The organism is Pantoea jilinensis, assembly GCF_019104105.1.
Lineage (GTDB): Bacteria > Pseudomonadota > Gammaproteobacteria > Enterobacterales > Enterobacteriaceae > Pantoea > Pantoea eucalypti.
Map to the genome: position 1 here is coordinate 1,011,878 of NZ_CP077746.1, position 25,397 is coordinate 1,037,274.

The 25,397-nt window shown below is 55.3% G+C and carries 23 protein-coding genes; 17 read left to right on the top strand and 6 right to left on the bottom strand.

Features of this window, described 5'->3' with window-relative positions; genetic code table 11:
* Positions 1 to 51 precede the first annotated feature (51 nt).
* The gene (gene ung, locus KTJ90_RS04820; RefSeq protein ID WP_105098901.1) at positions 52 to 732 is read right to left on the bottom strand and encodes a uracil-DNA glycosylase; all 681 of its coding nucleotides are present in this window, start codon (positions 730 to 732) and stop codon (positions 52 to 54) included.
* A 242-nt stretch (positions 733 to 974) separates the two neighbouring features.
* Between ung and grcA the strand changes: the two genes are divergently transcribed.
* Positions 975 to 1,358, top strand: coding sequence for an autonomous glycyl radical cofactor GrcA (gene grcA, locus KTJ90_RS04825; protein ID WP_008926720.1), 384 nt, complete (start codon positions 975 to 977; stop codon positions 1,356 to 1,358).
* Positions 1,359 to 1,575: 217 nt separating this feature from the next.
* On the opposite strand, the gene srmB is transcribed toward grcA, so the two are convergent.
* Positions 1,576 to 2,904 (bottom strand): ATP-dependent RNA helicase SrmB, encoded by a 1,329-nt coding sequence (srmB, locus tag KTJ90_RS04830; protein WP_499025970.1) that lies wholly within the window; start codon positions 2,902 to 2,904, stop codon positions 1,576 to 1,578.
* 164 nt (positions 2,905 to 3,068) lie between these two features.
* Between srmB and trmN the strand changes: the two genes are divergently transcribed.
* Positions 3,069 to 3,818 carry a tRNA(1)(Val) (adenine(37)-N(6))-methyltransferase TrmN gene (gene trmN, locus KTJ90_RS04835; protein ID WP_008926719.1) on the top strand — a complete coding sequence of 250 codons (750 nt, stop codon included), beginning with the start codon at positions 3,069 to 3,071 and terminating at the stop codon, positions 3,816 to 3,818.
* On the opposite strand, the gene nadB is transcribed toward trmN, so the two are convergent.
* Positions 3,803 to 5,422: an L-aspartate oxidase gene (gene nadB, locus KTJ90_RS04840; RefSeq protein WP_499026454.1), complete on the bottom strand. Its 1,620-nt coding sequence runs from the start codon at positions 5,420 to 5,422 to the stop codon at positions 3,803 to 3,805. The genes trmN and nadB overlap by 16 nt on opposite strands.
* A gap of 412 nt (positions 5,423 to 5,834) precedes the next feature.
* Between nadB and rpoE the strand changes: the two genes are divergently transcribed.
* The 11 genes from rpoE (at position 5,835) to acpS (ending at position 15,293) form a co-directional block, all read left to right on the top strand.
* Positions 5,835 to 6,410, top strand: coding sequence for an RNA polymerase sigma factor RpoE (gene rpoE / locus KTJ90_RS04845; protein WP_003848595.1), 576 nt, complete (start codon positions 5,835 to 5,837; stop codon positions 6,408 to 6,410).
* 30 nt (positions 6,411 to 6,440) lie between these two features.
* Positions 6,441 to 7,094, top strand: a complete 654-nt coding sequence (gene rseA / locus KTJ90_RS04850; RefSeq protein ID WP_003848597.1) for an anti-sigma-E factor RseA — start codon at positions 6,441 to 6,443, stop codon at positions 7,092 to 7,094.
* Complete coding sequence (gene rseB, locus KTJ90_RS04855; RefSeq protein WP_003848599.1) at positions 7,094 to 8,050, top strand: sigma-E factor regulatory protein RseB; 957 nt, start codon at positions 7,094 to 7,096, stop codon at positions 8,048 to 8,050. Before rseA ends, rseB begins: the two co-directional genes overlap by 1 nt.
* Complete coding sequence (rseC, locus tag KTJ90_RS04860) at positions 8,047 to 8,511, top strand: SoxR-reducing system protein RseC (RefSeq protein ID WP_008926717.1); 465 nt, start codon at positions 8,047 to 8,049, stop codon at positions 8,509 to 8,511. Before rseB ends, rseC begins: the two co-directional genes overlap by 4 nt.
* A gap of 218 nt (positions 8,512 to 8,729) precedes the next feature.
* The gene (gene lepA / locus KTJ90_RS04865; RefSeq protein WP_003848603.1) at positions 8,730 to 10,529 is read left to right on the top strand and encodes a translation elongation factor 4; all 1,800 of its coding nucleotides are present in this window, start codon (positions 8,730 to 8,732) and stop codon (positions 10,527 to 10,529) included.
* A 9-nt stretch (positions 10,530 to 10,538) separates the two neighbouring features.
* Positions 10,539 to 11,513, top strand: coding sequence for a signal peptidase I (gene lepB, locus KTJ90_RS04870; RefSeq protein ID WP_003848604.1), 975 nt, complete (start codon positions 10,539 to 10,541; stop codon positions 11,511 to 11,513).
* A gap of 131 nt (positions 11,514 to 11,644) precedes the next feature.
* A complete protein-coding gene (rnc, locus tag KTJ90_RS04875; protein WP_003848606.1) occupies positions 11,645 to 12,325 on the top strand; it encodes a ribonuclease III in 681 nt (226 codons plus the stop codon).
* Between the two features lie 145 nt (positions 12,326 to 12,470).
* Positions 12,471 to 13,376, top strand: a complete 906-nt coding sequence (era, locus tag KTJ90_RS04880; RefSeq protein ID WP_003848607.1) for a GTPase Era — start codon at positions 12,471 to 12,473, stop codon at positions 13,374 to 13,376.
* Between the two features lie 4 nt (positions 13,377 to 13,380).
* Positions 13,381 to 14,109 (top strand): DNA repair protein RecO, encoded by a 729-nt coding sequence (recO, locus tag KTJ90_RS04885; protein ID WP_187512899.1) that lies wholly within the window; start codon positions 13,381 to 13,383, stop codon positions 14,107 to 14,109.
* A 72-nt stretch (positions 14,110 to 14,181) separates the two neighbouring features.
* On the top strand, positions 14,182 to 14,913 hold the full coding sequence (gene pdxJ / locus KTJ90_RS04890) for a pyridoxine 5'-phosphate synthase (RefSeq protein ID WP_154926904.1): 732 nt from the start codon (positions 14,182 to 14,184) through the stop codon (positions 14,911 to 14,913).
* The gene (gene acpS, locus KTJ90_RS04895) at positions 14,913 to 15,293 is read left to right on the top strand and encodes a holo-ACP synthase (protein WP_003848613.1); all 381 of its coding nucleotides are present in this window, start codon (positions 14,913 to 14,915) and stop codon (positions 15,291 to 15,293) included. Before pdxJ ends, acpS begins: the two co-directional genes overlap by 1 nt.
* On the opposite strand, the gene KTJ90_RS04900 is transcribed toward acpS, so the two are convergent.
* Both KTJ90_RS04900 and KTJ90_RS04905 read right to left on the bottom strand, forming a co-directional pair.
* On the bottom strand, positions 15,290 to 15,538 hold the full coding sequence (locus tag KTJ90_RS04900; RefSeq protein ID WP_003848615.1) for a YfhL family 4Fe-4S dicluster ferredoxin: 249 nt from the start codon (positions 15,536 to 15,538) through the stop codon (positions 15,290 to 15,292). The two genes, acpS and KTJ90_RS04900, sit on opposite strands and share 4 nt — an antisense overlap.
* A 55-nt stretch (positions 15,539 to 15,593) precedes the next feature.
* A complete protein-coding gene (locus KTJ90_RS04905; protein ID WP_499025974.1) occupies positions 15,594 to 16,433 on the bottom strand; it encodes a MurR/RpiR family transcriptional regulator in 840 nt (279 codons plus the stop codon).
* Between the two features lie 155 nt (positions 16,434 to 16,588).
* Here KTJ90_RS04905 and yfhb point away from each other — a divergent pair, with 155 nt between their 5' ends.
* Both yfhb and tadA read left to right on the top strand, forming a co-directional pair.
* Entirely contained in the window at positions 16,589 to 17,227 is a 639-nt protein-coding gene (yfhb, locus tag KTJ90_RS04910; RefSeq protein ID WP_039659517.1) for a phosphatidylglycerophosphatase C, read from the top strand.
* Between the two features lie 87 nt (positions 17,228 to 17,314).
* Complete coding sequence (gene tadA / locus KTJ90_RS04915; protein WP_003848621.1) at positions 17,315 to 17,782, top strand: tRNA adenosine(34) deaminase TadA; 468 nt, start codon at positions 17,315 to 17,317, stop codon at positions 17,780 to 17,782.
* Here the strand turns inward: tadA and mltF are convergent.
* Positions 17,779 to 19,236, bottom strand: coding sequence for a membrane-bound lytic murein transglycosylase MltF (gene mltF / locus KTJ90_RS04920; RefSeq protein ID WP_003848623.1), 1,458 nt, complete (start codon positions 19,234 to 19,236; stop codon positions 17,779 to 17,781). The genes tadA and mltF overlap by 4 nt on opposite strands.
* Positions 19,237 to 19,502: 266 nt before the next feature.
* Here mltF and purL point away from each other — a divergent pair, with 266 nt between their 5' ends.
* A complete protein-coding gene (purL, locus tag KTJ90_RS04925) occupies positions 19,503 to 23,390 on the top strand; it encodes a phosphoribosylformylglycinamidine synthase (protein ID WP_499025975.1) in 3,888 nt (1,295 codons plus the stop codon).
* 579 nt (positions 23,391 to 23,969) lie between these two features.
* A complete protein-coding gene (locus KTJ90_RS04930) occupies positions 23,970 to 25,397 on the top strand; it encodes a sensor histidine kinase (RefSeq protein ID WP_003848629.1) in 1,428 nt (475 codons plus the stop codon).

The following is a 25,397-nucleotide window of genomic DNA, read 5'->3' on the forward strand; positions in this document are numbered from 1 at the left end:
CTGAATCCTGTCACACGGCCGCGCACTGACGCGGCCGTGTGCTTTCTGGCGTTAATCCGGTAAGACCGGCGTCCAGTCCACCGGTTTTTTACCGGCTGCGCTCAGCAGTTCATTGGTGGTCGAAAAGTGTTTGCTGCCGAAAAAGCCACGATGCGCGGAAAGCGGCGAGGGATGCGGTGCCTGCAACACATGATGGCGCTTGCGATCAATAATGCTGCCTTTCTTCTGGGCATGCGAACCCCACAGTAAAAAAATCACCCCTTCACAGTGCTGGTTAATTGCCGCAATCACATTATCCGTAAAGGTCTCCCAGCCGAATCGGGCATGAGAATGGGCTTTACCCGCTTCAACCGTTAACACTGTGTTGAGTAACATCACGCCCTGTTTAGCCCAGCTCTCAAGAAAGCCGTGGTTGGGCTTTTCAAAGCCGGGAATATCCTGTACCAGCTCTTTATAGATATTCTGCAGTGAGGGCGGCACCTGAACGCCGGGCAGCACCGAAAAAGCCAGTCCATGCGCCTGATTCGGCCCGTGATAGGGATCCTGACCCAGGATCACAACGTTGACGTCGCCCAGTTCTGTCAGGCGAAAGGCGTTAAACACATCTTTCTGCGGCGGATAGACGGTTACACCCTCGGCGCGCCGATCGGCGACCTGCTTCAGCGTCTCAATAAAATAGGGTTTCTCTTTCTCTTCAGCCAGCACGTCGTGCCAGGTCAGCTTTTCAGCCATGTTCAACTCCCTTAACGTTAGTGCCGTAAGCTTAGCTGTTCCTGCTGTCGACCTGAAGGCAAAAATAATTTTAATAATACAAACTATTTTTGAATGGAAGCGGTTTTGAGATCAACGGGTTAGCGTTAAAGCCGCCTGAATGCCTGATTCGTATTGATACAGGTCAAAGAGGACTGGAATAAAGAGTGCTATACCGGGGCCTCAAATTTGATGTATTCACGTTTTATTCGGGAGACGCAATCATGATCACGGGTATCCAGATCACGCAATCAAACAACTCACAGTTACTGAACTCATTCTGGCTGCTGGACGAAGAGAAAGCCCAGGCGCGTTGCCTGTGTGCAAAAGCGGGCTATGAAGAAGACCAGGTTGTCGCGCTCAGCGAACTGGGCGAATTTGCCTGGCGTGAAGTGCCGGTTGAAATTAAACCTCAGGTGCGGGTTGAAGGTGGACAGCATCTGAACGTCAACGTTCTGCGTCGTGAAACACTGGAAGATGCGGTTAAACATCCTGAGAACTATCCGCAGCTGACCATTCGTGTTTCCGGCTATGCCGTGCGTTTTAACTCACTGACACCAGAGCAGCAGCGCGACGTCATCACCCGTACCTTTACTGAAAGTCTTTAAGCAGTCTGATTAATCAGGTGATGAAAATAAGCGCAAAGCGCACACAGCAATCTTTAGCTTAATTATTAACGAGATAAGAAGTTTAACGTCCGGCATTGTTATGCTCGCGCCTTAAAGAAAACGCGCTGGCATGAAAAACAGTGTGAAAAGGTTATTACTGATTATCAGATAAAAAAAATCGCCTCAATTGAGGCGATTTTTTTATGACGGCGATGATTTATTCCGCATTATCGTTAGCTGGCGTACTGCCGCTTGCCTTGCGGCGTTTGCCGACATTTTTGGCATCACGATGACGGTTTTTCACCCGCGGTTTTTCAGTTTCGCTGGCTTTCTTCTCTGCACGTTTGGCCAGTACCTTTTTCGACGGTTTTCCCGTGGTTTTGGCACTTGGCGCACGCGTTTCCGGACGCAGCTCATCAATCACACGCGCTTTGATAGGCTCGTTAACATAGCGGGTGATTTTGCCCAGCAGGACGAAATCGTGCGCTTCAACCAGTGAGATGGCGATGCCTTTACGGCCCGCACGACCGGTACGCCCAATGCGGTGCAGGTAAGTATCTGCGGTGCGCGGCATGTCATAGTTAAAGACGTGACTGACATCCTCAACATCAATGCCACGTGCCGCGATATCGGTAGCAACCAGCACGTTAACGCGTCCTTCGCTCAGGCGCTTAATCGCTTCGTTACGTTTCGCCTGCACCATTTCGCCTTCAAGATAGCTGCTGCGAATCCCCGCTTCGTGCAGCCAGCTCACCAGCTCATGCAGACGCTCACGCTTACGCACGAACACGATGCAGCGCGTCACATCCGGCTGTTTCAGCAGGTGAATCAGTAATTTTGTCTTGTGCTGCAGATCATCAGCGCGGTAGTACCACTGCTGAATTTTTTTGCGCTCACGACGGCTCGGGTCCGCTTCCAGCTCTACCGGATCGTTCAGCAGACGCTCGGCGAAGTCGCGAATGTTGTCGCCTTCCAGCGTGGCGGAAAAGAGCATGGTCTGCTTACGCCAGCGCGTTTCAGCCGCGATGGTTTCGATATCCTGGGCAAAGCCCATATCAAGCATGCGGTCCGCTTCATCCAGTACCAGGGTTTCTACGGCGCGACAGTCAAAGTTCTCTTCTTTGATGTACTGCAGCAGTCGGCCGGTGGTGGCGACGACAATATCCTGGTTTTCGCTGAACACTTCGGCATGGTTCATATAAGCCACGCCGCCCGTGATCGTGGCGATATCCAGATGGGTATGTTTCGCCAGTTCACGCGCATGATCGGCAACCTGCATCGCCAGTTCGCGTGTTGGGGTCACAATCAGGATGCGGGGTGGTCCGGATTTCTTGCGCGGAAAATCAAGCAGGTGCTGCAACGCCGGTAACAGATACGCGGCGGTTTTCCCGGTCCCTGTAGGTGCCGAACCCAGAACGTCACGACCCTCCAGTGCGGGCGGAATTGCAGCAGCCTGGATCACTGTTGGGCGCGTAAAGCCTTTTTCCTGCAACGCTTGTAGCAGGCTTTCGTCGAGTTCGAGTTCGGAAAATGTGGTTACTGTCATGGTCTACCTCAGTTTGGGGCGCTGATTATAGACAGATCAGACTGAATCTTCATCTGTTAATCCGTTTCGGCTGCGCCTGGGGGTGTCTGTCGCGTGAATTCCCTCTGTTGTCACGTTACACTCATGCGCTGCCGTACGGCAGGAAAAAACGATGGTAGTGACGAATGATGCAGGATAAGCCGCGTGAACGGCCACAGTTAAACAAGAACGGTTTTACCTTTAAACAATTTTTTGTCGCACACGATCGCTGTGCGATGAAAGTGGGCACCGATGCCATTCTGCTCGGGTCCTGGGCGCCCGTTGCCGGTGTCAGGCGCATTCTGGATATTGGCAGCGGCAGCGGGCTTATCGCGCTGATGCTGGCACAGCGCACGCCGTCGCCGGTTGAAATCGATGCGGTTGAGTTAGAACCGGAAGCCGCAGGGCAGGCGCAGGAGAATGTGCAGCAGTCGCCGTGGCCCGAACGTATTCGGGTGCATCAGCAGGATATCGCCGGCTGGGCTGAGCAGTGTGATAAACGTTACTCGCTTATCGTCAGCAATCCCCCGTATTTCGCGCCGGGCGTGGCCTGCTCTACCGCGGCGCGGGACAGCGCACGCTCGACGGCTTCGCTCGACCATCAGACGCTCTTACGCAGTGCCGCGTTACTGATTGAAGAGGAGGGCATGTTCTGTGTCGTGCTGCCCTCGGCTTCCGGCCAGGCGTTTATCGATCTGGCTAAGGCGGATGGCTGGCATCTGCGTTTCCGGCTGGACGTGGCGGAATATGCCCATCGTCCACCACATCGCGTTGTGCTGGCTTTTTCACCGCAGGCCGGTGAAACGTTACTGGAGCGTCTGGCCATCCGCGCGCCGGACACCCGCTATTCCGATGAGTGGTGCAGCCTGACGCGGGAGTTTTACCTCTTCATGTAGCCCGGTGGTGTCAGAATGGTCGGCAGCGCCTCTGGCAGTAAATCCGGGTAGTCGCGGATAAAGTGCAGGCCACGGCTCTCTTTCCGCTCCAGCGCGCAGCGTACCATCAGGTCAGCGACCTGCACCAGGTTGCGCAGCTCCAGCAGATTATTGGAGAGGCGGAAATGGCGATAATATTCATCGATCTCCTGCTGAAGCAGGTTAATGCGGCGCAACGCCCGTTCCAGACGCCGGGTCGTGCGGACAATACCGACATAATCCCACATAAATAGCCTCAGCTCGTGCCAGTTATGCTGGATTACCACGCGCTCATCGGCGTCATCGACCTGGCTTTCATCCCATGCAGGCAATGCAGTAACGGCTTCAATGGCGGGCAGCGTCTTGATCAGCGCTTCTGCCGCAGACCAGCCATAAACCAGACACTCCAGCAGTGAATTCGAAGCCATGCGATTAGCGCCGTGCAGGCCGGTGTAACTCACCTCACCGATGGCATAGAGCCCATTGACGTCAGTCTGACCATGCTGATCGACCATGACACCGCCACAGGTGTAATGCGCGGCAGGCACAATCGGGATGGGCTCTTTGGTCAGGTCAAAGCCAAAGGTCAGCAACTTCTCATAGATCATCGGGAAGTGCGCGCGAACAAACTCTTCAGGCTGGTGGCTGATATCCAGATACATACAGTCGACACCCAGCCGCTTCATTTCATGATCGATGGCCCGGGCGACGATATCGCGCGGAGCCAGTTCGGCACGCTCATCAAAATCGGGCATGAAACGACTGCCATCGGGACGCAGCAGCCAGGCACCTTCACCGCGTAACGCTTCGGTTAACAGGAAATTCTGCGCCTGCGGATGAAACAGGCAGGTTGGGTGGAACTGGTTAAATTCCAGATTGGCGACCCGACAGCCCGCGCGCCACGCCATGGCGATGCCATCACCGGAGGCGATATCGGGGTTGGTGGTGTATTGATAGACTTTGGCGGCACCGCCGGTGGCGACCACGACGGCCCGCGCCCGACAGGTTTCGACCCGCTCACGATTACGGTTCCAGATCCATGCACCGACCACACGGCGTGTGCCCGACAGGCCGATTTTATCTGAAAGAATCAGGTCGACCGCATTGGTACGTTCGAGAATCCGGATATTGGGGTGGCTGAGCGCCTGACTCACCAGTGTGGTTTCAACCGCGTGACCGGTGGCGTCAGCGCTGTGCAGGATACGACGATGACTGTGGCCGCCTTCGCGTGTCAGGTGATAGCGCATATCGCCCGCTGCCTGCGGGTCGAGATCAAACGCGACGCCGTTGTCGATCAGCCACTGTACGCAATGCCGCGCATTACTGGCAATAAACGAGACAGCATCACGGTCGCATAAACCTGCGCCAGCAATCAGCGTATCTTCGATGTGCGACTCAATGCTATCCGTCTCATCAAACACCGCAGCAATACCGCCCTGGGCATAGAGCGTTGAACCCTCATTCACCTGCGCTTTACTGAGTACGGTCACCTGACAATGCTTCGCCAGCCGTAACGCCAGCGACAGACCGGCGGCACCGCTGCCAACAATTAATACATCGCACTCATAATCCGGGGTCACATTCATCATAATGTTTAATTTACTAAACAAGAATACGTCTGAGCATAAGCGCAATAGGGGGTTCTGTGAAGTATTTTAAACACCAGCTCACGCTATTCGGCAGTGAATTTCCCAAAGTTACCTATAATCAGTAAGTTAAAAACGGGCTGCTAACGAGGTGGTTTTTTATAGCAAACTTATTAAACCTAAAGGATTTAATGATGAAAAAGCTCTTGTCATAGGTTACTCTGCCTGCGATTTACGCGCCTGACACTGAACGAAAACGAACAACCTGTGTAATGGCTATTGGCGTGTTAAATATCAGGGCGAGAAGTGAACTTCGCACCACATCACAACTCTAAGCGCATGCTTGCTCAGAACATGAGATGTGCTGGCAGTTACTTTTGCATATGAAAAATTTGGGGAGACATTACCTCGGATGAGCGAGCAGTTAACGGATCAGGTCCTTGTCGAGCGGGTACAGAAGGGAGATCAAAAATCGTTCAACTTACTGGTAATTCGTTACCAGCATAAAGTGGCGAGTCTGGTTTCACGCTATGTTCCCTCGGGCGACGTCCCTGATGTAGTACAGGAATCGTTTATTAAAGCGTATCGCGCACTGGACTCATTCCGGGGCGATAGCGCGTTTTATACCTGGTTGTACCGCATTGCGGTTAACACAGCGAAAAATTACCTGGTTGCTCAGGGGCGACGTCCGCCATCCAGCGATGTGGATGCGATTGACGCAGAAAATTTTGAAAGTGCGGGTGCATTAAAAGAAATTTCGAACCCTGAGAACTTAATGTTGTCTGACGAATTGAAACAAATTGTCTTTCGTACCATCGAGGCGCTACCTGAGGACTTGCGTATGGCAATCACCCTCAGGGAACTGGACGGTCTGAGTTATGAAGAGATCGCCGTCATTATGGATTGCCCGGTAGGCACTGTTCGATCACGTATCTTTCGTGCGCGAGAGGCCATTGATAACAAAGTTCAACCGCTTATCCAACGTTAGTGATAACGGCTACTGGAAGGGTACATAGGCATGCAGAAAGAAAAACTTTCCGCTTTAATGGATGGTGAGACCTTAGATAACGAGCTGTTTTCCGCCTTGTCTAAGGACGCAGAATTACAGAAAAGCTGGGCGAGCTATCATCTCATCCGCGATACAATGCGTGGTGATACAGGCGATGTCCTGCATTTCGATATCTCTGCGCGCGTCGCTGCTGCCATCGAAAAAGAACCTAAACGTTCGGTCACTACGCTGATCCCTGAAGCTCAGCCAGAGCCTTCCCGCTGGGAAAAAATGCCGTTCTGGAAAAAAGCGCGTCCATGGGCTGCGCAACTGACTCAGGTGGGTGTGGCTGCCTGCGTTTCACTGGCCGTGATCGTGGGTGTTCAGCACTACAATCAGCCGGCAGGCAGTGCCACGCAAACCTCTGACTCTCCGGTATTCAATACCATGCCGATGATGGGGAAAGCGTCGCCGGTGAGCCTGGGTGTGCCGTCAGATGCGTTTGATACAAACAGCTCAAACCAGCAGGTTCAGGACCAGCGTCGTCGCGTAAATGCGATGCTGCAGGACTATGAACTGCAACGTCGTCTGCATGCTGACCAGCTGCAGATTGAAACCAATGCGCCAAAACAGGCGCAGGTTGATGTTCCCGGAAACCAATCATTAGGACAGCAGCAGCAGTAATGAAGCCGCTTTGGTATGCTGTTAGCCTGCTGACAGGCAGTCTGTTATGGTCATCTGCCGCCCCGGCGCAAACTACCGCGTCCGGGGCGTTATTGCAGCAGATGGAGCAGGCAAGTCAGAACCTCAACTACGAATTCGCCTATATCAACGTCTCGCGCATCGGCATTGAATCGCTGCGTTATCGTCACGCTGTGATCGATAACCGGATATTCGCGCAGTTGTTACAGATGGACGGGCCTCGCCGGGAAGTTATCCAGCGTGGCAACGATATCAGCTACTTCGAACCCGGCCTCGATCCCTTTTCGCTTCCCGGTAATCATATTATCGATGCCTTGCCCTCGGTAATTTTTGCTGACTTCACCAAACTTGCCTCAGCCTACGATTTTATTACCGTAGGGCGCTCCCGCATTGCCGATCAAATGTGTGATGTGCTGCGTATCGTTTCCCGTGATGGCACCCGTTACAGCTATGTGGTCTGGCTGGATGTGGACACCAAACTGCCGTTGCGAATCGACCTGCTTGATCGTGATGGCGAAACGCTGGAGCAGTTCCGCGTGATCAGCTTTGCGGTGGATGAAGGGGTGCGTAATCTGATGCAGGGACTCGAGAAAGCGAATCTGCCTCCGTCGCTATCCGTGCCGAAAGGGGATGCGGTTACGCTTACCTGGCAACCTGGCTGGATACCTGCCGGCATGTCCCTGGTGTCGCAGAATCGCCGTACACTGCCGGGGCTGAACAAAAATATGGAGTCGAAGCTCTACAGCGATGGGCTGTTTAGTTTCGCCATCAACGTGACGCCAGCCGATAAAACCAGTCTGACGCAGACATTGCGCACGGGACGTCGTACGGTCCAGACCGTTGTGCGCAATAATAACGAAATTGCAGTGATTGGCGAATTGCCGCCCTCCACCGCAAAACGTATTGCGGACAGCATTGACCTGGGGTCACAAAAATGATGAGAGAATGGGCCACCGTAGTGGCATGGCAGGATGGCATCGCCACACTGCACACCGAAGCAAAAACGTCCTGCAACAGTTGCCAGGCGCGTAAAGGCTGTGGCAGTCATATGCTGAATAAACTCGGTCCAAAAAACGCCCATGTGATGCAAATCGCCAGCAGTAAGCCGCTGCAACCTGGACAACGTATCGAGCTCGGCATCAAAGAGAGCAGCCTGCTTGGTTCAGCACTGCTGGTCTATATGACACCGCTGTCTGGTCTTTTCCTGGTGGCCGGGCTGTTTCAGGCGCTGTTTAACAGCGATCTGGCTGCAGCCTGCGGTGCGCTGCTGGGTGGCATCGGCGGTTTTATTGTTGCTAAAGGTGTTTCAATGAAATTTGGCGACCGTGAAGCTTTTCAGCCGGTCATCCTGAGCATTGCCTTGCCTCCTGATGCGCTGCGTGTTGAAAGCGAAGCGTAACGTACGTCCAGGCCGCGCATCTCGCGGCCTTTGTCCATTCTGCTTTGCGCAGATATCTGTTTCGCTTCCACCACGTTCCATTCTTTTATGCGCGGCGTTAACAGTGTAATATGCGTCGTCATTAATGAGGCTGACAGGATTGTGGGTAAAGAGCGATCTTCCTGAATGTGTCTGTGCTCAGGTTTTCAACTGAATTTTAAGCGAAGATATCCCAATAAATGAAGCACATAAGAAATTTCTCCATCATCGCTCATATCGACCATGGTAAATCTACGCTCTCTGACCGTCTGATTCAGATCTGTGGCGGACTCACCGCTCGTGAAATGGCAGCGCAGGTTCTCGACTCTATGGATCTGGAGCGTGAGCGTGGGATCACCATCAAAGCCCAGAGCGTGACACTCGATTACCACGCGAAGGACGGCCAAACTTACCAGCTCAATTTCATCGATACCCCAGGCCACGTAGACTTCTCTTATGAAGTTTCCCGCTCACTGGCCGCCTGTGAAGGCGCGCTGCTGGTGGTGGATGCCGGTCAGGGTGTTGAAGCGCAGACACTGGCGAACTGCTATACCGCGATGGAGATGGATCTGGAAGTGGTGCCGGTTCTGAACAAAATTGACCTGCCTGCTGCCGATCCCGATCGTGCCGCGCAGGAAATTGAAGATATCGTCGGTATCGATGCAACGGATGCCGTGCGCTGCTCAGCCAAAACCGGCGTCGGCGTACCCGAAGTGCTGGAGCGCTTAGTCCGTGACATTCCGCCGCCGGAAGGCGATCCGGAAGGTCCGCTGCAGGCACTGATTATCGACTCCTGGTTTGATAACTATCTGGGCGTTGTTTCTCTGGTGCGTGTGAAAAATGGCACCATGCGTAAAGGCGACAAGATTAAAGTGCTCAGCACCGGCCAGGTTTATAACGCTGACCGTCTGGGTATTTTCACCCCGAAGCGTGTCGATCGTAATGAACTGAACTGCGGTGAAGTCGGCTGGCTGGTCTGCGCCATCAAAGATATCCTTGGCGCGCCGGTGGGCGATACCCTGACTACCGCGCGTAACCCGGCAGACAAAGCGCTGCCAGGCTTCAAAAAAGTGAAGCCGCAGGTTTATGCCGGTCTGTTCCCAATCAGCTCTGACGACTATGAAGCGTTCCGTGATGCGCTCGGCAAGCTGAGCCTGAACGATGCCTCGCTGTTCTATGAGCCAGAAAGCTCAACTGCCCTGGGCTTTGGTTTCCGCTGCGGCTTCCTTGGCCTGCTGCACATGGAGATCATCCAGGAGCGCCTGGAGCGCGAATACGATCTCGATCTGATCACCACCGCGCCGACGGTGGTGTATGAAGTCGTGACTACCAGTGGCGAGATCGTTCATGTTGACAGCCCATCTAAGCTGCCTGCGCTGAACAATATCGAAGAGCTGCGTGAACCGATTGCGGAATGTCACATGCTGCTGCCACAGGAGTATCTGGGCAACGTCATCACGCTGTGTATTGAGAAGCGTGGCGTGCAGACCAACATGGTTTACCACGGCAATCAGGTGGCACTGACGTACGAAATTCCGATGGCAGAAGTGGTACTCGACTTCTTTGACCGTCTGAAATCAACCTCGCGCGGTTATGCCTCGCTGGATTACAACTTTAAACGTTTCCAGCCTTCAGACATGGTGCGCGTTGACGTACTGATTAACTCTGAACGTGTGGATGCGCTGGCGCTGATCACTCACCGCGACAACGCACCTTATCGCGGACGCGATCTGGTTGAGAAAATGAAAGATCTCATCCCGCGTCAGCAGTTTGATATTGCGATTCAGGCTGCCATCGGCAACCACATTATCGCGCGTTCAACGGTTAAACAGCTGCGTAAAAACGTACTCGCCAAGTGTTATGGCGGTGACGTGAGCCGTAAGAAGAAACTGCTGCAGAAACAGAAAGACGGTAAGAAGCGTATGAAGCAGGTTGGTAACGTTGAGCTGCCACAGGAAGCGTTCCTCGCCATTCTGCATGTCGGTAAGGACAGCAAATAAGGATTTCCAATGGCTAATATGTTCGCCCTGATTCTGGCGATAGCGACGCTGATTACTGGCATCGTATGGGTAATAGATCGTTTTAAATGGGCACCTGCGCGTCGCGCTAAACAGGCTGAGGTTCAGGCCCAGACCGGCAACGCGCTCGACAGCAAAACGCTGGCGAAGGTTGCTGCCAAGCCAGGCTGGGTTGAGACCACCGCGTCTGTGTTCCCGGTGCTGGCGGTGGTGTTCATCGTGCGTTCGTTTATCTACGAACCGTTCCAGATTCCCTCTGGCTCGATGATGCCAACGCTGCTGATTGGTGACTTTATCCTGGTGGAGAAATTCGCTTACGGTATCAAAGATCCGATTACCCAGACGACGCTGATCCCAACCGGTCAGCCGAAGCGCGGCGATATCGCGGTATTTAAATACCCGAAAGATCCGAGCCTGGATTATATTAAGCGCGTTATCGGCCTGCCGGGCGACAAAGTCATCTATGATCCTTACAGCAAAACCCTGACGGTAAAACCGACCTGCAGCGACGACAAAGCCTGTGATACGGCGCTGGCGGTGACTTACACCGATATTGAGCCAAGCAACTTTATTCAGACCTTTAGCGGTTTTGATGGCAACGAAACCGGCAACGGTTTTTATCAGGTGCCGCAGGGCGATACTATGCGCGGAGGTCTGCGCCTGGCCACCCGCAAAGAGACGATTGGTAACGTGACGCATGACATTCTGCTGGTAAACGAAGCGCAGAGTCAGGCAGGCATGTATTATCAGCAGCCGGGTCAGCCGCAGTCGAGCTGGGTCGTGCCGAAAGGGCAATACTTCATGATGGGCGACAACCGTGATAACAGCGCCGACAGCCGTTACTGGGGCTTTGTCCCGGAGCGTAATCTGGTCGGTAAAGCGGTCGCTATCTGGATGAGCTTTGAGAAACAAGAAGGCCAGTGGCCTACCGGCGTGCGATTCAGTCGCATCGGCGGTATCCACTAACAACATTGTCTGATTAACAGGCAATTCGGGTGGCCTCCTCAGGGAGGCCACTGCACACCAAACGGAACGTGTTGGATTGCCAGCCCCGTTTGGTATGCAGAGTCACAGACGCAACAAAGAACTGGAATCGCATGAACCCCATCCTGATTAACAAGCTTCAGCGCAAACTGGGCTACACTTTTACTCATTCGGAACTGTTACAGCAGGCCCTGACTCACCGCAGCGCCAGCAGTAAGCATAACGAACGCCTGGAATTTCTTGGCGATTCAATTCTTAGCTATGTGATCGCTAATGCCCTTTATCACCGCTTCCCGCGGGTTGATGAAGGTGACATGAGCCGCATGCGCGCCACACTGGTGCGTGGCAACACGCTGGCTGAAATGGCCCGCGAATTTGATCTTGGCGAGTGCCTGCGTCTGGGACCGGGTGAGCTAAAAAGCGGCGGCTTCCGTCGTGAATCTATTCTTGCCGATACGGTCGAGGCGCTGATTGGCGGCATTTTCCTCGACAGCGGTATTGAGCGGGTAGAACAGCTGATCCTTGACTGGTATCAGAGCCGCCTGGACGAAATCAGTCCTGGCGACAAACAAAAAGATCCGAAAACGCGTCTGCAGGAGTATCTGCAGGGACGTCATCTGCCACTGCCAAGTTATCTGGTCGTGCAGGTGCGTGGCGAAGCCCACGATCAGGAATTCACCATTCACTGTCAGGTGAGTGGCATGGCCGAGCCGGTCGTCGGCGTCGGCTCCAGCCGTCGTAAAGCTGAGCAGGCAGCAGCTGAACAGGCGCTGATAAAATTAGGTCTCGAATAGGTCTGTCGGGGTGACCGTGCCGGAGCGGCACACAGTGAATCACCCTTTGGCAGTTCTGTCCCGGCGTCAGAAGACGCTGAATGACACACGATTCAAATAGCACTTTTTCAACGCCGTATCAGGCGCTGAACAACTCAGGATTCGAATGAGCGAAAACGTTACTTATTGCGGCTTTGTCGCGATTGTTGGCCGACCAAACGTCGGTAAATCCACCTTACTGAACCAGTTACTGGGGCAGAAGGTGTCGATCACCTCGCGTAAGCCGCAAACCACGCGCCACCGCATCATGGGCATTCACACCGAGGGCGAATATCAGGCGATCTACGTCGATACTCCGGGTCTGCACATGGAAGAGAAGCGTGCCATTAACCGTCTGATGAACCGCGCAGCCAGCAGTTCGATTGGTGACGTAGAGCTGGTGATCTTCGTGGTTGAAGGCACCCGCTGGACGCCAGATGACGAGATGGTCTTAAACAAACTGCGCGACAACAAAGTGCCGGTCGTGCTGGCGATCAACAAGGTCGATAATATCCAGGATAAAAGCATTCTGCTGCCGCATCTCCAGTTCCTGAGCCAGCAGATGAACTTCCTCGATATCGTGCCTATCTCTGCTGAGAGCGGCAAAAACGTCGATACCATTGCGGCGATTACCCGCAAGCATCTGCCACAGGCCGATCATCACTTCCCGGAAGATTACATCACTGACCGTTCACAGCGCTTCATGGCGTCAGAGATGATCCGTGAAAAACTGATGCGCTTCCTGGGCGCTGAACTGCCTTACTCTGTCACGGTTGAGATTGAGCGCTTCGTTACCAACGAACGCGGCGGTTACGATATCCATGGTCTGATCCTGGTTGAGCGTGAAGGGCAGAAGAAGATGGTGATTGGCAACAAAGGCGCCAAAATCAAAGTCATCGGAACCGAAGCGCGCAGGGACATGGAAGAGATGTTCGAAGCAAAAGTGCATCTCGAACTGTGGGTGAAAGTGAAATCCGGCTGGGCAGATGACGAACGTGCGCTGCGCAGCCTGGGTTATACAGACGATCTCTGATTCAATGGAAGGCTGGCAACGCGCCTTTGTGCTGCATAGTCGTCCCTTCAGCGAAACCAGCCTGCTGCTCGACCTGTTCAGCGAAAGTGAAGGACGGGTCCGGGTACTGGCCAAGGGCGCGCGTTCCCGGCGTTCCAACCTGAAAGGTGCGTTACAGCCTTTTACCCCGCTGCTGGTTCGCTGGAGCGGGCGCGGGGAAGTTAAAACCCTGCGCAATGCCGAAGCGGTGTCGCTGGCTTTACCGCTCAGCGGCATCACGCTTTACTGCGGTCTCTACGTCAATGAGCTGGTCTCACGCGTATTGCAGCAGGAATCTCCCTTCCCGGAACTCTTCTTCGACTATCTCAACTGTCTTCAGGCGTTAGCCTCAACACACGGTAAGCCCGAACCGGCACTGCGACGATTTGAACTGGCGCTGCTCGGTCACCTGGGTTACGGCGTCGACTTCCTGCACTGCGCCGGCAGCGGCGAGCCGGTCAGCGACGATATGACCTACAGCTATCGCGAAGAGCGGGGTTTTATCGCCAGCCTGGTGGTGAACAATCGCAGCTTTACCGGACGGGAGCTGCACGCCCTGTGTGAGCGAGAGTTTCCGGATGCCGACACCCTGCGTGCCGCGAAGCGCTTTACGCGCATCGCCCTGAAGCCTTATCTTGGTGGCAAGCCGCTGAAAAGTCAGGAGCTGTTCCGCCAGTTTATCCCGAAGATAAAGCCCGAACAGGCAGAAGAATAGCGCTGGTCGTACCGCCTGTTTATATTTGCGCGGTACACTCAACATCACGATGGAAAAGAAGTGAGGATGGTCATGGCTGAGTTGCTGTTAGGCGTCAATATCGATCACATTGCCACGGTGCGTAACGCGCGTGGGACAAACTATCCCGATCCGGTACAGGCGGCGTTTATCGCCGAGCAGGCAGGCGCAGACGGCATTACCGTGCACCTGCGTGAAGATCGCCGTCACATCACCGATCGCGACGTGCGAATTCTGCGTGACACGATTCAGACGCGCATGAATCTGGAGATGGCGGTCACCGATGAGATGATCGGCATTGCCTGTGACATTCAGCCCCATTTCTGCTGCCTGGTGCCGGAAAAGCGTCAGGAAGTGACAACGGAAGGCGGACTGGATGTGGCGGGACAGCAGGAGAAGATGAACGCGGCCGTGCGACTGCTGAAGGATGCTGGCATTCTGGTTTCGCTGTTTATTGATGCCGATCACCGCCAGATCGAAGCCGCCGTTGCCACGGGTGCGCCTTACATCGAAATCCATACTGGCGCTTACGCCGAGGCACCAGAGGGACTGGCGCGTGACGCTGAGCTGGCGCGCATTCGCAATGCCGCGATTTTTGCTGCCAGCCTGGGGCTCAAAGTTAACGCCGGTCATGGTCTGACCTACCACAATGTGCTGCCGATTGCCGCGCTGCCGGAAATGCATGAGCTGAACATCGGCCATGCGATTATCGGGCGTGCAGTAATGAGTGGCCTGCCGGATGCAGTTAAAGAGATGAAGCAACTGCTGCGTGAAGCCCGTCGCTAATGGCTATTCTCGGATTAGGTACGGACATCGTTGAGATTGAACGCATCGCCGGGGTGATAGAACGCTCCGGCGATCGGCTGGCGCGTCGGGTGCTGAGTGAAGCCGAATGGCACCAGTATCAGGCGCACAAGCAGCCGGTGCGCTTTCTCTCCAAACGTTTTGCGGTTAAAGAGGCGGCAGCAAAAGCCTTTGGCACCGGCATTCGCGGTGGTCTGGCGTTTAATCAGTTTGAAGTTTACAACGATGCGCTGGGAAAACCGGGGTTACGCTTCTTTCAGCATGCCGCTGACGTGGCAGAGAGGCTGGGCGTTAAGCACGTTCACGTGACGCTGGCCGATGAGCGTCACTACGCCTGCGCCACGGTAATCATTGAAAGCTAGCCGTGCAGCAGCACGAACTTCTCCCACAGCGCATCGCGAGATTCGGTGTGCTGTGGGTCTATGATAATCGTGTTGTCGATGGGGCAGACCTGCTGACAGGTTGGCCGCTCATAGTGCCCGACACATTCCGTGCAGCGGCTGACATCAATCTCATAGATCGCATCGCCCAGTGAAATCGCCTGATTCGGGCACTCCGGTTCACACATATCGCAGTTAATGCATCTGGACGTAATCAACAGCGCCATTTTACCCACCTGATACCAACAGAAAAAGCGCGGGTATTATACGTGCTGACGCTGATCAGACCAGCTTTTTCACCAGCGCTTCGCTGTGACGAATATGGCTGGACGCGCGCTCTGGATCGTTTTGCACCAGCGCCATAAAGAGCAGATCGGTCAGAGCAAGCTGTGCCGTGGTTGAGGAGATCGCCGCGCTGCGGGTACTCTGCTCTTCCGCCACCGTATAAAGACAGTAACCGGCACTCTGCTGCAGGGTATTCGGCGTAAAACCCGTGAACGCCACCACATCTGCGCCCACCTGAACCGCTTCCTGCGCGGCCAGATTGATCTCTCGCCGTTCACCGGTGTGAGAGATGGCGAGCAGCACATCGCCTGGCCCCATCGCCTGCACGCTGGCCAGCAGGGCGTGCATATCCTGTTCCGCCACCGCATTAATGCCGATCTTCATCAGCTTCCAGGAGAAATCTTTCGCCACCAGGCCCGAGGCGCCGATGCCCACCAGTAAAATACGGCGGGCATTTTTCAGCAGCTGTAACACGTCGTTGAGCTTTTCTTCGCTATTAATATCCAGGGTGGCGCGGATCGCTGAAAGCTTTTCTGTCAGCAGCTTTTCACCCACCATTTTAAGCGGGTCGTCGCTCAGAATATGGTTATGCACGGTAATGGCATCCTTGTCCGCCAGTGACTCACTCAGGGCCAGCTTAAGCGCCGGAAAACCTTTATAGCCCAGCTTCTGAGCAAACTTCACTACGCTCGACTGACTGACGCCGGACTCTTCCGCCAGTTTTTGTGAACTCAGGTGACGCGCCCGATCGGGTTGCGACAGTAAAAAATCCGCGAGCCGACGTTCGTTCAACGCCAGTCGTGGATAAAGCTGGCGAATGCGCAGCAAAGAACTCATGCCCAATCCTCGTCATTCAGGGATAATCAATGAAGAATAAACTATTCATCGGGTATTGTAGTCATCGGAATTAAAAATGACAGTCATCGCCGTACCGCCTGATGATGGCTACACTACTCTTTATCATTCCAGAACCAGCCATAAAGGAGAGTTGTTTGACCAGGGGAACACAACGTCGCATCGTATTTTTTGACCTGGATGGCACTTTGCACCAGCAGGACATGTTCGGCACGTTTATGCGCTATCTGCTGCGTCGCCGCCCGCTTAATCTGCTGCTGGTGGTGCCGGTATTGCCGGTGGTCGGTATCGGCCTGCTGTTTAAAGGCCGTGCGGCTCGCTGGCCCATGAGCCTGCTGCTCTGGTCAATTACCTTTGGACGCTCTGAGCAGACATTGCTGCGCCTCGAAGCGGAGTTTGCGCAGTGGTTCCGGCTGCGCGTGAAAGCGTTCCCGGTGGTGCAGCAGCGTCTGACGGATTATCTCAGCAGTGATGATGCTGAAGTCTGGCTGATCACCGGATCGCCACAGTCGCTGGTGGAGCAGGTCTATTACGACTCCGCGTTTCTGCCACGTGTGAAGATGATTGCGAGCCAGATGCAGCGCGGCTGGGGTGGGCGGGTGCTGGCGATGCGCTGTCTTGGCCATGAGAAAGTGGCGCAGCTGGAAGAGAAAATCGGTACGCCGCTGCAGCTTTACAGCGGCTACAGCGACAGCAAACAGGACAACCCGCTGCTGTTTTTCTGTCAGCATCGCTGGCGCGTGACCCCGGCGGGTGAACTGCAACAGCTGGAATAAGTTTTTAAAGGACCGATGAGACCGCTATAATGCGCCGCTTTTTAGTCGCCCGGGGTGGTCAGCGTGAAACAACAAGATGAGTACTGGATGCGCCATGCGCTTGGTCTGGCGCGACGGGCGTGGGAGCAGAGCGAAGTGCCGGTGGGCGCGGTGCTGGTTCAGAACGACCAGGTGATTGGCGAAGGCTGGAACCGGCCCATTGGTCAGCACGACCCGACGGCGCACGCCGAAATAATGGCTCTGCGCCAGGGCGGTAAAGTGCTGGAAAATTATCGTCTGCTGGATACCACGCTTTACGTGACGCTGGAGCCGTGCGTCATGTGTGCCGGTGCTATGGTTCACAGCCGCATAACGCGTCTGGTTTATGGTGCGCACGATGTTAAAAGTGGCGCGGCGGGATCGCTGCTGGATGTGCTGGGCCACCCTGGCATGAATCATCAGATTGAATTGCACAGTGGCGTGCTGGCTGAAGAGTGCGCCGCCATGCTGAGCGATTTTTTCCGTATGCGTCGCGAGCAGAAAAAAGCGCTGCGTCAGGCGCAGCGCCAGGGTTAGTTCATCGCGATCTTTGGTTCAACCGCCGGATAGCCCTTCGCCAGTTCGGCCTGGGCTTCCGCCTGCTGCTTCAGACGCTTCTCCTGCTCCTGCAGATAACCCACCAGACTTAGCTGATACTTGCGGATATTCTCCACGTAGTTATAAGCTTCATGCCCACGGGCGTAGCCATACGTCGTCTGTGTGTAGTAACGCTTCTGACTCAGCATCGGCAGACGCAGCTTTACATCCGCCCAGCTGTCCGGATCGCCACCCTGGCGTGCCGTCAGCTTGCGGACGTCGAGCATATGGGCATAGCCCATGTTGTAAGCCGCCAGCGCAAACCAGATACGTTCATCTTCCGGGATGCTCTGTGGCACCTTCGCCATCATATCCTGCAGATACTGACTGCCGCCGCGAATGCTCTGTTCGGGATCGGTACGATCACCCACATCCAGACTCTCCGCGGTGTTACGCGTCAGCATCATCATGCCGCGTACGCCGGTAGGGGAGGTGGCCTGCGGATTCCAGTGCGACTCCTGATAGGAGATCGCTGCCAGCAGTCGCCAGTCAATGCTGGTGGCGTACTTCTCAAACAGCGGCTTGATGTCGGGCAGCGTATTGTCGATGGCCCGCAGGAAAGTGCGGGTATCGACATAATCAAAGGTGCCAACGTGGCCGAGATATTTCTCCTCCAGCCGCGCCATCGCGCCTTCTTCTCCCATACCATTAAAGAAGTCGAGCATCGCCGCATTCAGGCTGTCATCATCACTGTGCCGCACATACCAGGTCACCGGCTCTTCATCGGTGACGTCGAACGCGACCGCCAGCTGCGGATAAATGCGCTGTAACAGGGCGATGGTGACGGAGTCGCCAATCGTATAGTCGAGCTTGCCATCAGCTACCGCTTCCAGCAGGGCTTTAGGGCTCTGATCGGTGGAGATCGCCCAGTCCAGATCGGGAAACTGATTAGAACGCGCGCTCTTCAGCGTTGACAGGTAAGCCGATCCCGCCGCAACCGTTAGCCGCCCCTTTAAGTCACCGAGGTTTTTAGGGCGCGGCTTATCCACGCGATAGACCAGCTGCTGCGAAACATTGTAGTAACCTGGCCCGGTCTGATAACGCGTCAGGCGTTCATTGTTATAGTTCAGCCCGGCGGCCAGCACATCGGCTTTGCCATCGTCAAGGTCATCAAACAGATCGCTCAGGTTAGGACGAACCGTCACCTTAAGTTTGACGCCCAGGTAATCGGCGAAACGTTTTGCCAGCTCATAGTCCATACCGGCCGGTAATTGGTTAACTGTGTAGTAAGTCAATGGGGAGTTGATGGTACTGACACGCAGCACTCCCCGCGATTTAATCTGTGAAATCTGGTCCTGCCCACCCCCGTACCAGGGAATGGATGGCCATAGCGCTAACGCTAACAGCACGGCAACCAGACCGATAAACAGATAATTAAATTTTAGGCGTTTCAAATAGTTATCTCTCGCTGGCTCTAAGGCCTCTGTCTTTTAAAGGCAGTATTTATCTTCTTTGAACTCCCAGAGCGAGGGGCATTTTGCGCAACAAAATCACGCTGAGCAACTTTTATAGCAGCTTTTGCGCAAATTTCAGGCAAATCCGGGTCGCCAAAAATTGTGCGCAAACGGTTTCGTCGCGAGGTCGCTTTCTCTATAATACGCCCCGTTTTCCCTGTTGCGCCCAATTTGCGTCGCCCGGCGCCCTGACGAGAGACTTATTAATGGAAATTCTGCGTGGTTCGCCCGCCCTGTCGGCATTTCGTGTAAACAAACTGCTGACCCGCTTTCAGGACGCTCATCTGCCGGTGAGTGATATTTACGCTGAGTACATCCATTTTGCTGATGTCAGTACGCCTTTAAGCGCTGACGAACAGAGCCGTCTGCAACGTCTGCTGAAATATGGTCCCTCTCTTGCTGAACATGCTCCACAGGGTCGTCTGCTGCTGGTGACACCGCGTCCTGGTACCATTTCGCCCTGGTCATCCAAAGCAACCGATATCGCCCACAACTGCGGCCTGCCACAGGTCCGTCGTCTGGAACGTGGTCTGGCTTTCTATGTACAGGCTCCCCAGCTGACCGAAGCGCAGTGGCAAACGCTGGGCACACTGCTGCACGATCGGATGATGGAAACGGTCTTCAGTGACCTGGCGCAGGCTGAGCAGTTGTTCGCGCACCACACGCCGCAGCCGGTGAAAAGTGTCGATCTGCTGGGTCAGGGCCGTCAGGCGCTGGTGCAGGCCAATATCTCCCTGGGTCTGGCGCTGGCAGACGATGAAATTGACTACCTGGTGGCGGCGTTTACCTCACTGGGTCGTAACCCCAACGACATTGAACTCTATATGTTTGCGCAGGCGAACTCTGAGCACTGTCGTCACAAGATTTTCAACGCTGACTGGATTATCGACGGCGAGAAACAGCCAAAGTCGCTGTTTAAAATGATCAAAAATACGATGGAGAAGACGCCGGACTTCGTGCTCTCTGCCTATAAAGATAACGCCGCCGTGATGGAAGGATCAGAGGTTGGCCGCTTCTTTGCTGACGCCGGAGAGAGCGAGTACCGCTGGCATCAGGAAGCTGCGCACATTCTGATGAAGGTGGAAACGCACAACCACCCAACGGCGATTTCGCCGTGGCCAGGCGCGGCCACCGGTTCTGGTGGTGAAATCCGTGATGAAGGCGCAACCGGTCGCGGCTCCAAGCCAAAAGCGGGCCTGGTCGGATTCTCGGTCTCTAACCTGCGTATTCCTGGCTTTGAACAGCCGTGGGAAGAGGACTTCGGTAAACCAGCCCGCATTGTCAGCGCGCTGGAGATCATGACCGACGGACCTCTGGGCGGCGCTGCCTTCAACAATGAATTTGGTCGTCCGGCTCTGAATGGCTACTTCCGTACTTATGAAGAGCAGGTCACCAGCCACAACGGCACTGAGCTGCGCGGCTATCATAAGCCGATTATGCTGGCGGGCGGCATCGGTAACATCCGTGCCGATCACGTGCAGAAAGGCGAAATCACCGTAGGCGCGAAGCTGGTGGTGCTGGGCGGTCCGGCCATGAACATCGGCCTGGGCGGCGGCGCGGCCTCATCCATGGCCTCGGGTCAGTCTGATGCCGATCTCGACTTCGCCTCTGTACAGCGTGATAACCCGGAGATGGAGCGCCGTTGTCAGGAGGTGATCGACCGCTGCTGGCAGCTGGGCGATGAGAACCCGATTCTGTTTATCCACGACGTGGGCGCGGGCGGCCTTTCCAATGCTATGCCGGAGCTGGTCAGCGATGGCGGTCGTGGTGGCCGGTTTAACCTGCGTGACATCCTGAGTGATGAGCCAGGCATGAGCCCGCTGGAAGTCTGGTGTAACGAATCACAGGAACGTTATGTGATGGCCGTAGCACCCGATCAGCTGGCGCAGTTTGAGGCGATTTGCCAGCGCGAACGCGCACCTTTTGCCGTAATTGGTGAAGCCACCGAAGAGTTGCACCTGAGTCTGGAAGATAGCCATTTCGATAATAAGCCTATCGATATGCCGCTGGATGTCCTGCTGGGCAAAACGCCGAAGATGACGCGGGATGTGGTGACGCAGCAGGCGCAGGGCACCGAGCTGCAGCGTGACGGCATTACGCTGGTTGATGCGGTGAATCGCGTACTGCATCTGCCTGCTGTGGCGGAAAAAACCTTCCTGATCACCATCGGTGACCGCAGCGTGACCGGCATGGTGGCACGCGACCAGATGGTCGGGCCGTGGCAGATCCCGGTGGCCAACTGTGCGGTGACCACTGCCAGCCTCGACAGCTATCACGGCGAAGCCTTTGCCCTGGGCGAACGTTCACCGGTTGCGCTGCTGGACTTCGCAGCATCGGGTCGTCTGGCGGTGGGTGAAGCCCTGACCAACCTGGCGGCAACGCAGATTGGTTCGCTGAAGCGCGTGAAACTCTCCGCTAACTGGATGTCCGCTGCGGGTCATCCGGGTGAAGATGCGGGTTTATATGCGGCGGTGAAAGCCGTCGGCGAAGAGCTTTGCCCGGCGCTGGGGATCACCATCCCGGTCGGTAAAGATTCGATGTCGATGAAAACCCGCTGGCAGGAAGGCACTGAACAGCGCGAGATGACTTCGCCGCTGTCGCTGGTGATTACTGCGTTTGCACGCGTCGAAGATGTCCGTCGCACCATCACGCCACAGCTGCAGGCCGATCAGGACAACCTGCTGCTGCTGATCGATCTGGGCAACGGCGCGAATACGCTGGGCGCAACCGCGCTGTCGCAGGTCTATCGCCAGCTCGGTGACAAACCTGCCGATGTGCGTGATGCCACCCAGCTGGCGGGCTTCTTCAATGCGATTCAGGCGCTGGTGGCTGAGCAGAAACTGCTGGCCTACCACGACCGCTCTGACGGTGGTCTGCTGGTGACGCTGGCCGAGATGGCCTTTGCCGGTCACTGCGGCATTGACGTTGATATCGCCTCGCTGGGCAGCGATACGCTGGCGGCCTTGTTCACCGAAGAGCTGGGTGCGGTGATTCAGATCAACGCCGCCGATCGCGATGCCGTTGAGCGGATCCTGGCCGATCACGGTCTTGCCGCTTCCACGCATCTGCTGGGCAGCGCGCAGCCAGGTGATCGCTTTGTGATCCGTTCCGGTGACAGCGCGGTCTACAGTGAAAGCCGCAATACGCTGCGTACCTGGTGGGCGGAAACCACCTGGCAGATGCAACGCCTGCGCGACAACCCGGCGTGTGCCGATCAGGAGCATGAAGCGAAGAAAAACGACAGCGATCCTGGTCTCAACGTCAATCTGACCTTTAATCCGCAGGAAGATGTGGCGGCACCGATGATCGCGACGGGCGCACGTCCACGCGTCGCGGTGCTGCGTGAGCAGGGTGTGAACTCCCATGTGGAGATGGCCGCTGCCTTTGATCGTGCTGGCTTTACCGCCATTGACGTTCACATGAGCGATCTGCTGGCCGGGCGTCGCGGTCTGGAAGCGTTCCAGGCGCTGGTTGCCTGTGGCGGCTTCTCTTACGGTGATGTGCTGGGTGCCGGTGAGGGCTGGGCGAAGTCGATTCTGTTCAACCCGCGTGTTCGCGATGAGTTCGAAACCTTCTTCCACCGTCCGCAGACCCTGGCGCTGGGCGTCTGTAACGGCTGTCAGATGATGTCCAATCTGCGTGAACTGATTCCGGGCAGCGATCTCTGGCCGCGCTTTGTGCGTAACCAGTCTGAACGCTTTGAAGCGCGCTTCAGCCTGGTCGAAGTGGCCGCCAGTCCGTCACTGCTGCTGGACGGCATGGCCGGTTCGCATATGCCTATCGCGGTTTCGCACGGAGAAGGTTTTGTTGAGGTGCGTGATGCAACGCATCTGGCGGCGCTGGAGTCGAAAGGGCTGGTGGCACTGCGCTTTGTCGATAACTTCGGCAAGGTGACAGAAACCTATCCGGCTAACCCGAATGGCTCACCTAACGGCATCACCGCCGTGACCAATGAAAGTGGTCGCGTCACCATTATGATGCCGCATCCGGAGCGTGTTTTCCGTACCGTCAGCAACTCCTGGCATCCGGCAGAGTGGGGCGAAGACAGCCCGTGGATGCGCATTTTCCGCAATGCACGCAGACAGCTGGGTTAATGTAATCCGCTGAAATGAACAGGAGGCCGGTGTGCCTCCTGTTCTTTTTTACGCCGCTGTTGGCAAATGGCGACAAGGGGGATATTGCACTGTCTCTTTATGGCGACATCTATCTCATTGATTTTAAATGAGCGGGTATCCGGGGTGATTTAATGTCGCCTTATGGAGACACATTGACGCTGTCTGCATCGGACTTTTCGCAGGTGTCATTGGAGCAGCTCGTTCAATCTGCTGAAAAATATAATGATTTATTTTCTGGCATGAAACTTGCTATACTTATGCAGCTGCTCATTCACCTGTTTATGATTGCCCCGCGAAGCGGATAAGAGCTCATAAAGTCCGAATGACGCACCAAACGGAGCCTGCCGTCCACCTGACCGATAATCGCTTGCGTTATCAAACAACGGACGTAACGTTGAGTAAGGCTCCACCCATTCTTACGCGATGCACCACGCGTCGTGACAGCGGCAGGCCATTGAGCCTGCCGTTTTCTTTTGTTTCTCTTTCTGCCCACCACACCTTTCTTCTGCTGTCAGAGTCCGCTAGCATCCAGACAGTAAATCTTAAGGAAGCGTCTGCGTGAAAAAATGGCGTTTATTTCCCCGTTCTCTGCGTCAGCTGGTGTTGATGGCGTTTGTTCTGGTGCTGCTACCGTTGCTGGTACTGGCCTGGCAGGCGTGGGAAAGTCTCTCTGCGTTAAGTGAACAGGCCGCTGATACCAACCGCAACACCTTCACCGATGTGCGCAGAAGTGAGGCAATGGCACGAACGGCAGTAGAGCTTGAACGCAGTTACCGTCAATATTGCGTGCTGGATGATGCCTCGCTGTCTCGTCTTTATCAGACGCAATACACCCGCTACAGTCAGATGCTGAGCTCGCATAGCGCCAGTCTGCCCGAACTGCCTGCTTTTCAGACCTTGCAGGCGACTCTGCCGCTGCTGACGCCACTGAAATGTGATAATGGCAATCCCATTACACCCGCCGCAGAGGCGCTGGATCGCTTTTCTGCCACTAACGCGCAGATGGTGCAGGACACGCGCGAAGTGGTCTTTTCGCGTGGCTTACAACTGCAGCGTGAAATCGCCGATCGCGGCCAGTTTTTTGGCTGGCAGGCGCTGATTCTGTTTATCATCAGTCTCGCGCTGATGACGCTGTTTACCGGCATGATTATCGGGCCGGTCAAGCGCATTGAGCGGATGATCAACCGGCTTGGCGAAGGGCGGGAGCTGGGTAACAGCGTGATTTTTCGTGGCCCGCGCGAGTTACGCTCGCTGGGACAGCGCATCGTCTGGCTCAGCGAACGGCTTGCATGGCTGGAATCTCAGCGTCATGAGTTTCTGCGCCATCTTTCACACGAACTGAAAACGCCGCTGGCCAGCCTGCGTGAAGGCACTGAGTTGCTGGCGGATGAAGTCGCCGGATCGCTGAACGCCGACCAGAAAGAGGTGGTCACTATTCTCGACAGCAGCAGCCGCCATCTGCAGCGGCTGATTGAACAACTGCTCGATTACAATCGCAAACTGGCGGATGGCCCGATCCAGCTGGAACCGGTCAGCGTGGCAGCGATCGTGGAGGGCGTCGTCAATGCACATGCGCTCTCGGCGCGCGCCAAACTCATGCAGACGGTCGTTAATCTTGAGGTCAGCCACTGTCTTGCTGAACCGACGTTACTGATGCGGGTCATTGATAACCTCTACTCGAACGCCGTGAACTACGGCAGCGAATCCGGTACCATCTGGCTGCGCAGTCAGCAGCAGGGCGATCGGATCTGGATAGAGGTCGCGAATAGCGGCACGCCGATTCCGCCGGAAGAGCAGGCAATGATTTTCGAACCGTTCTTCCAGGGCAGCCAGCAGCGCAAAGGGCCGGTAAAAGGCAGCGGGCTGGGATTGAGTATTGCCAAAGATTGCCTGCGCCGGATGCATGGCGACCTGACGCTGGTCCCCTGTGAGCAGGCTGACGTCTGTTTTCGAATTGAACTGAACACCACTGCCGGGAAAGTCTGA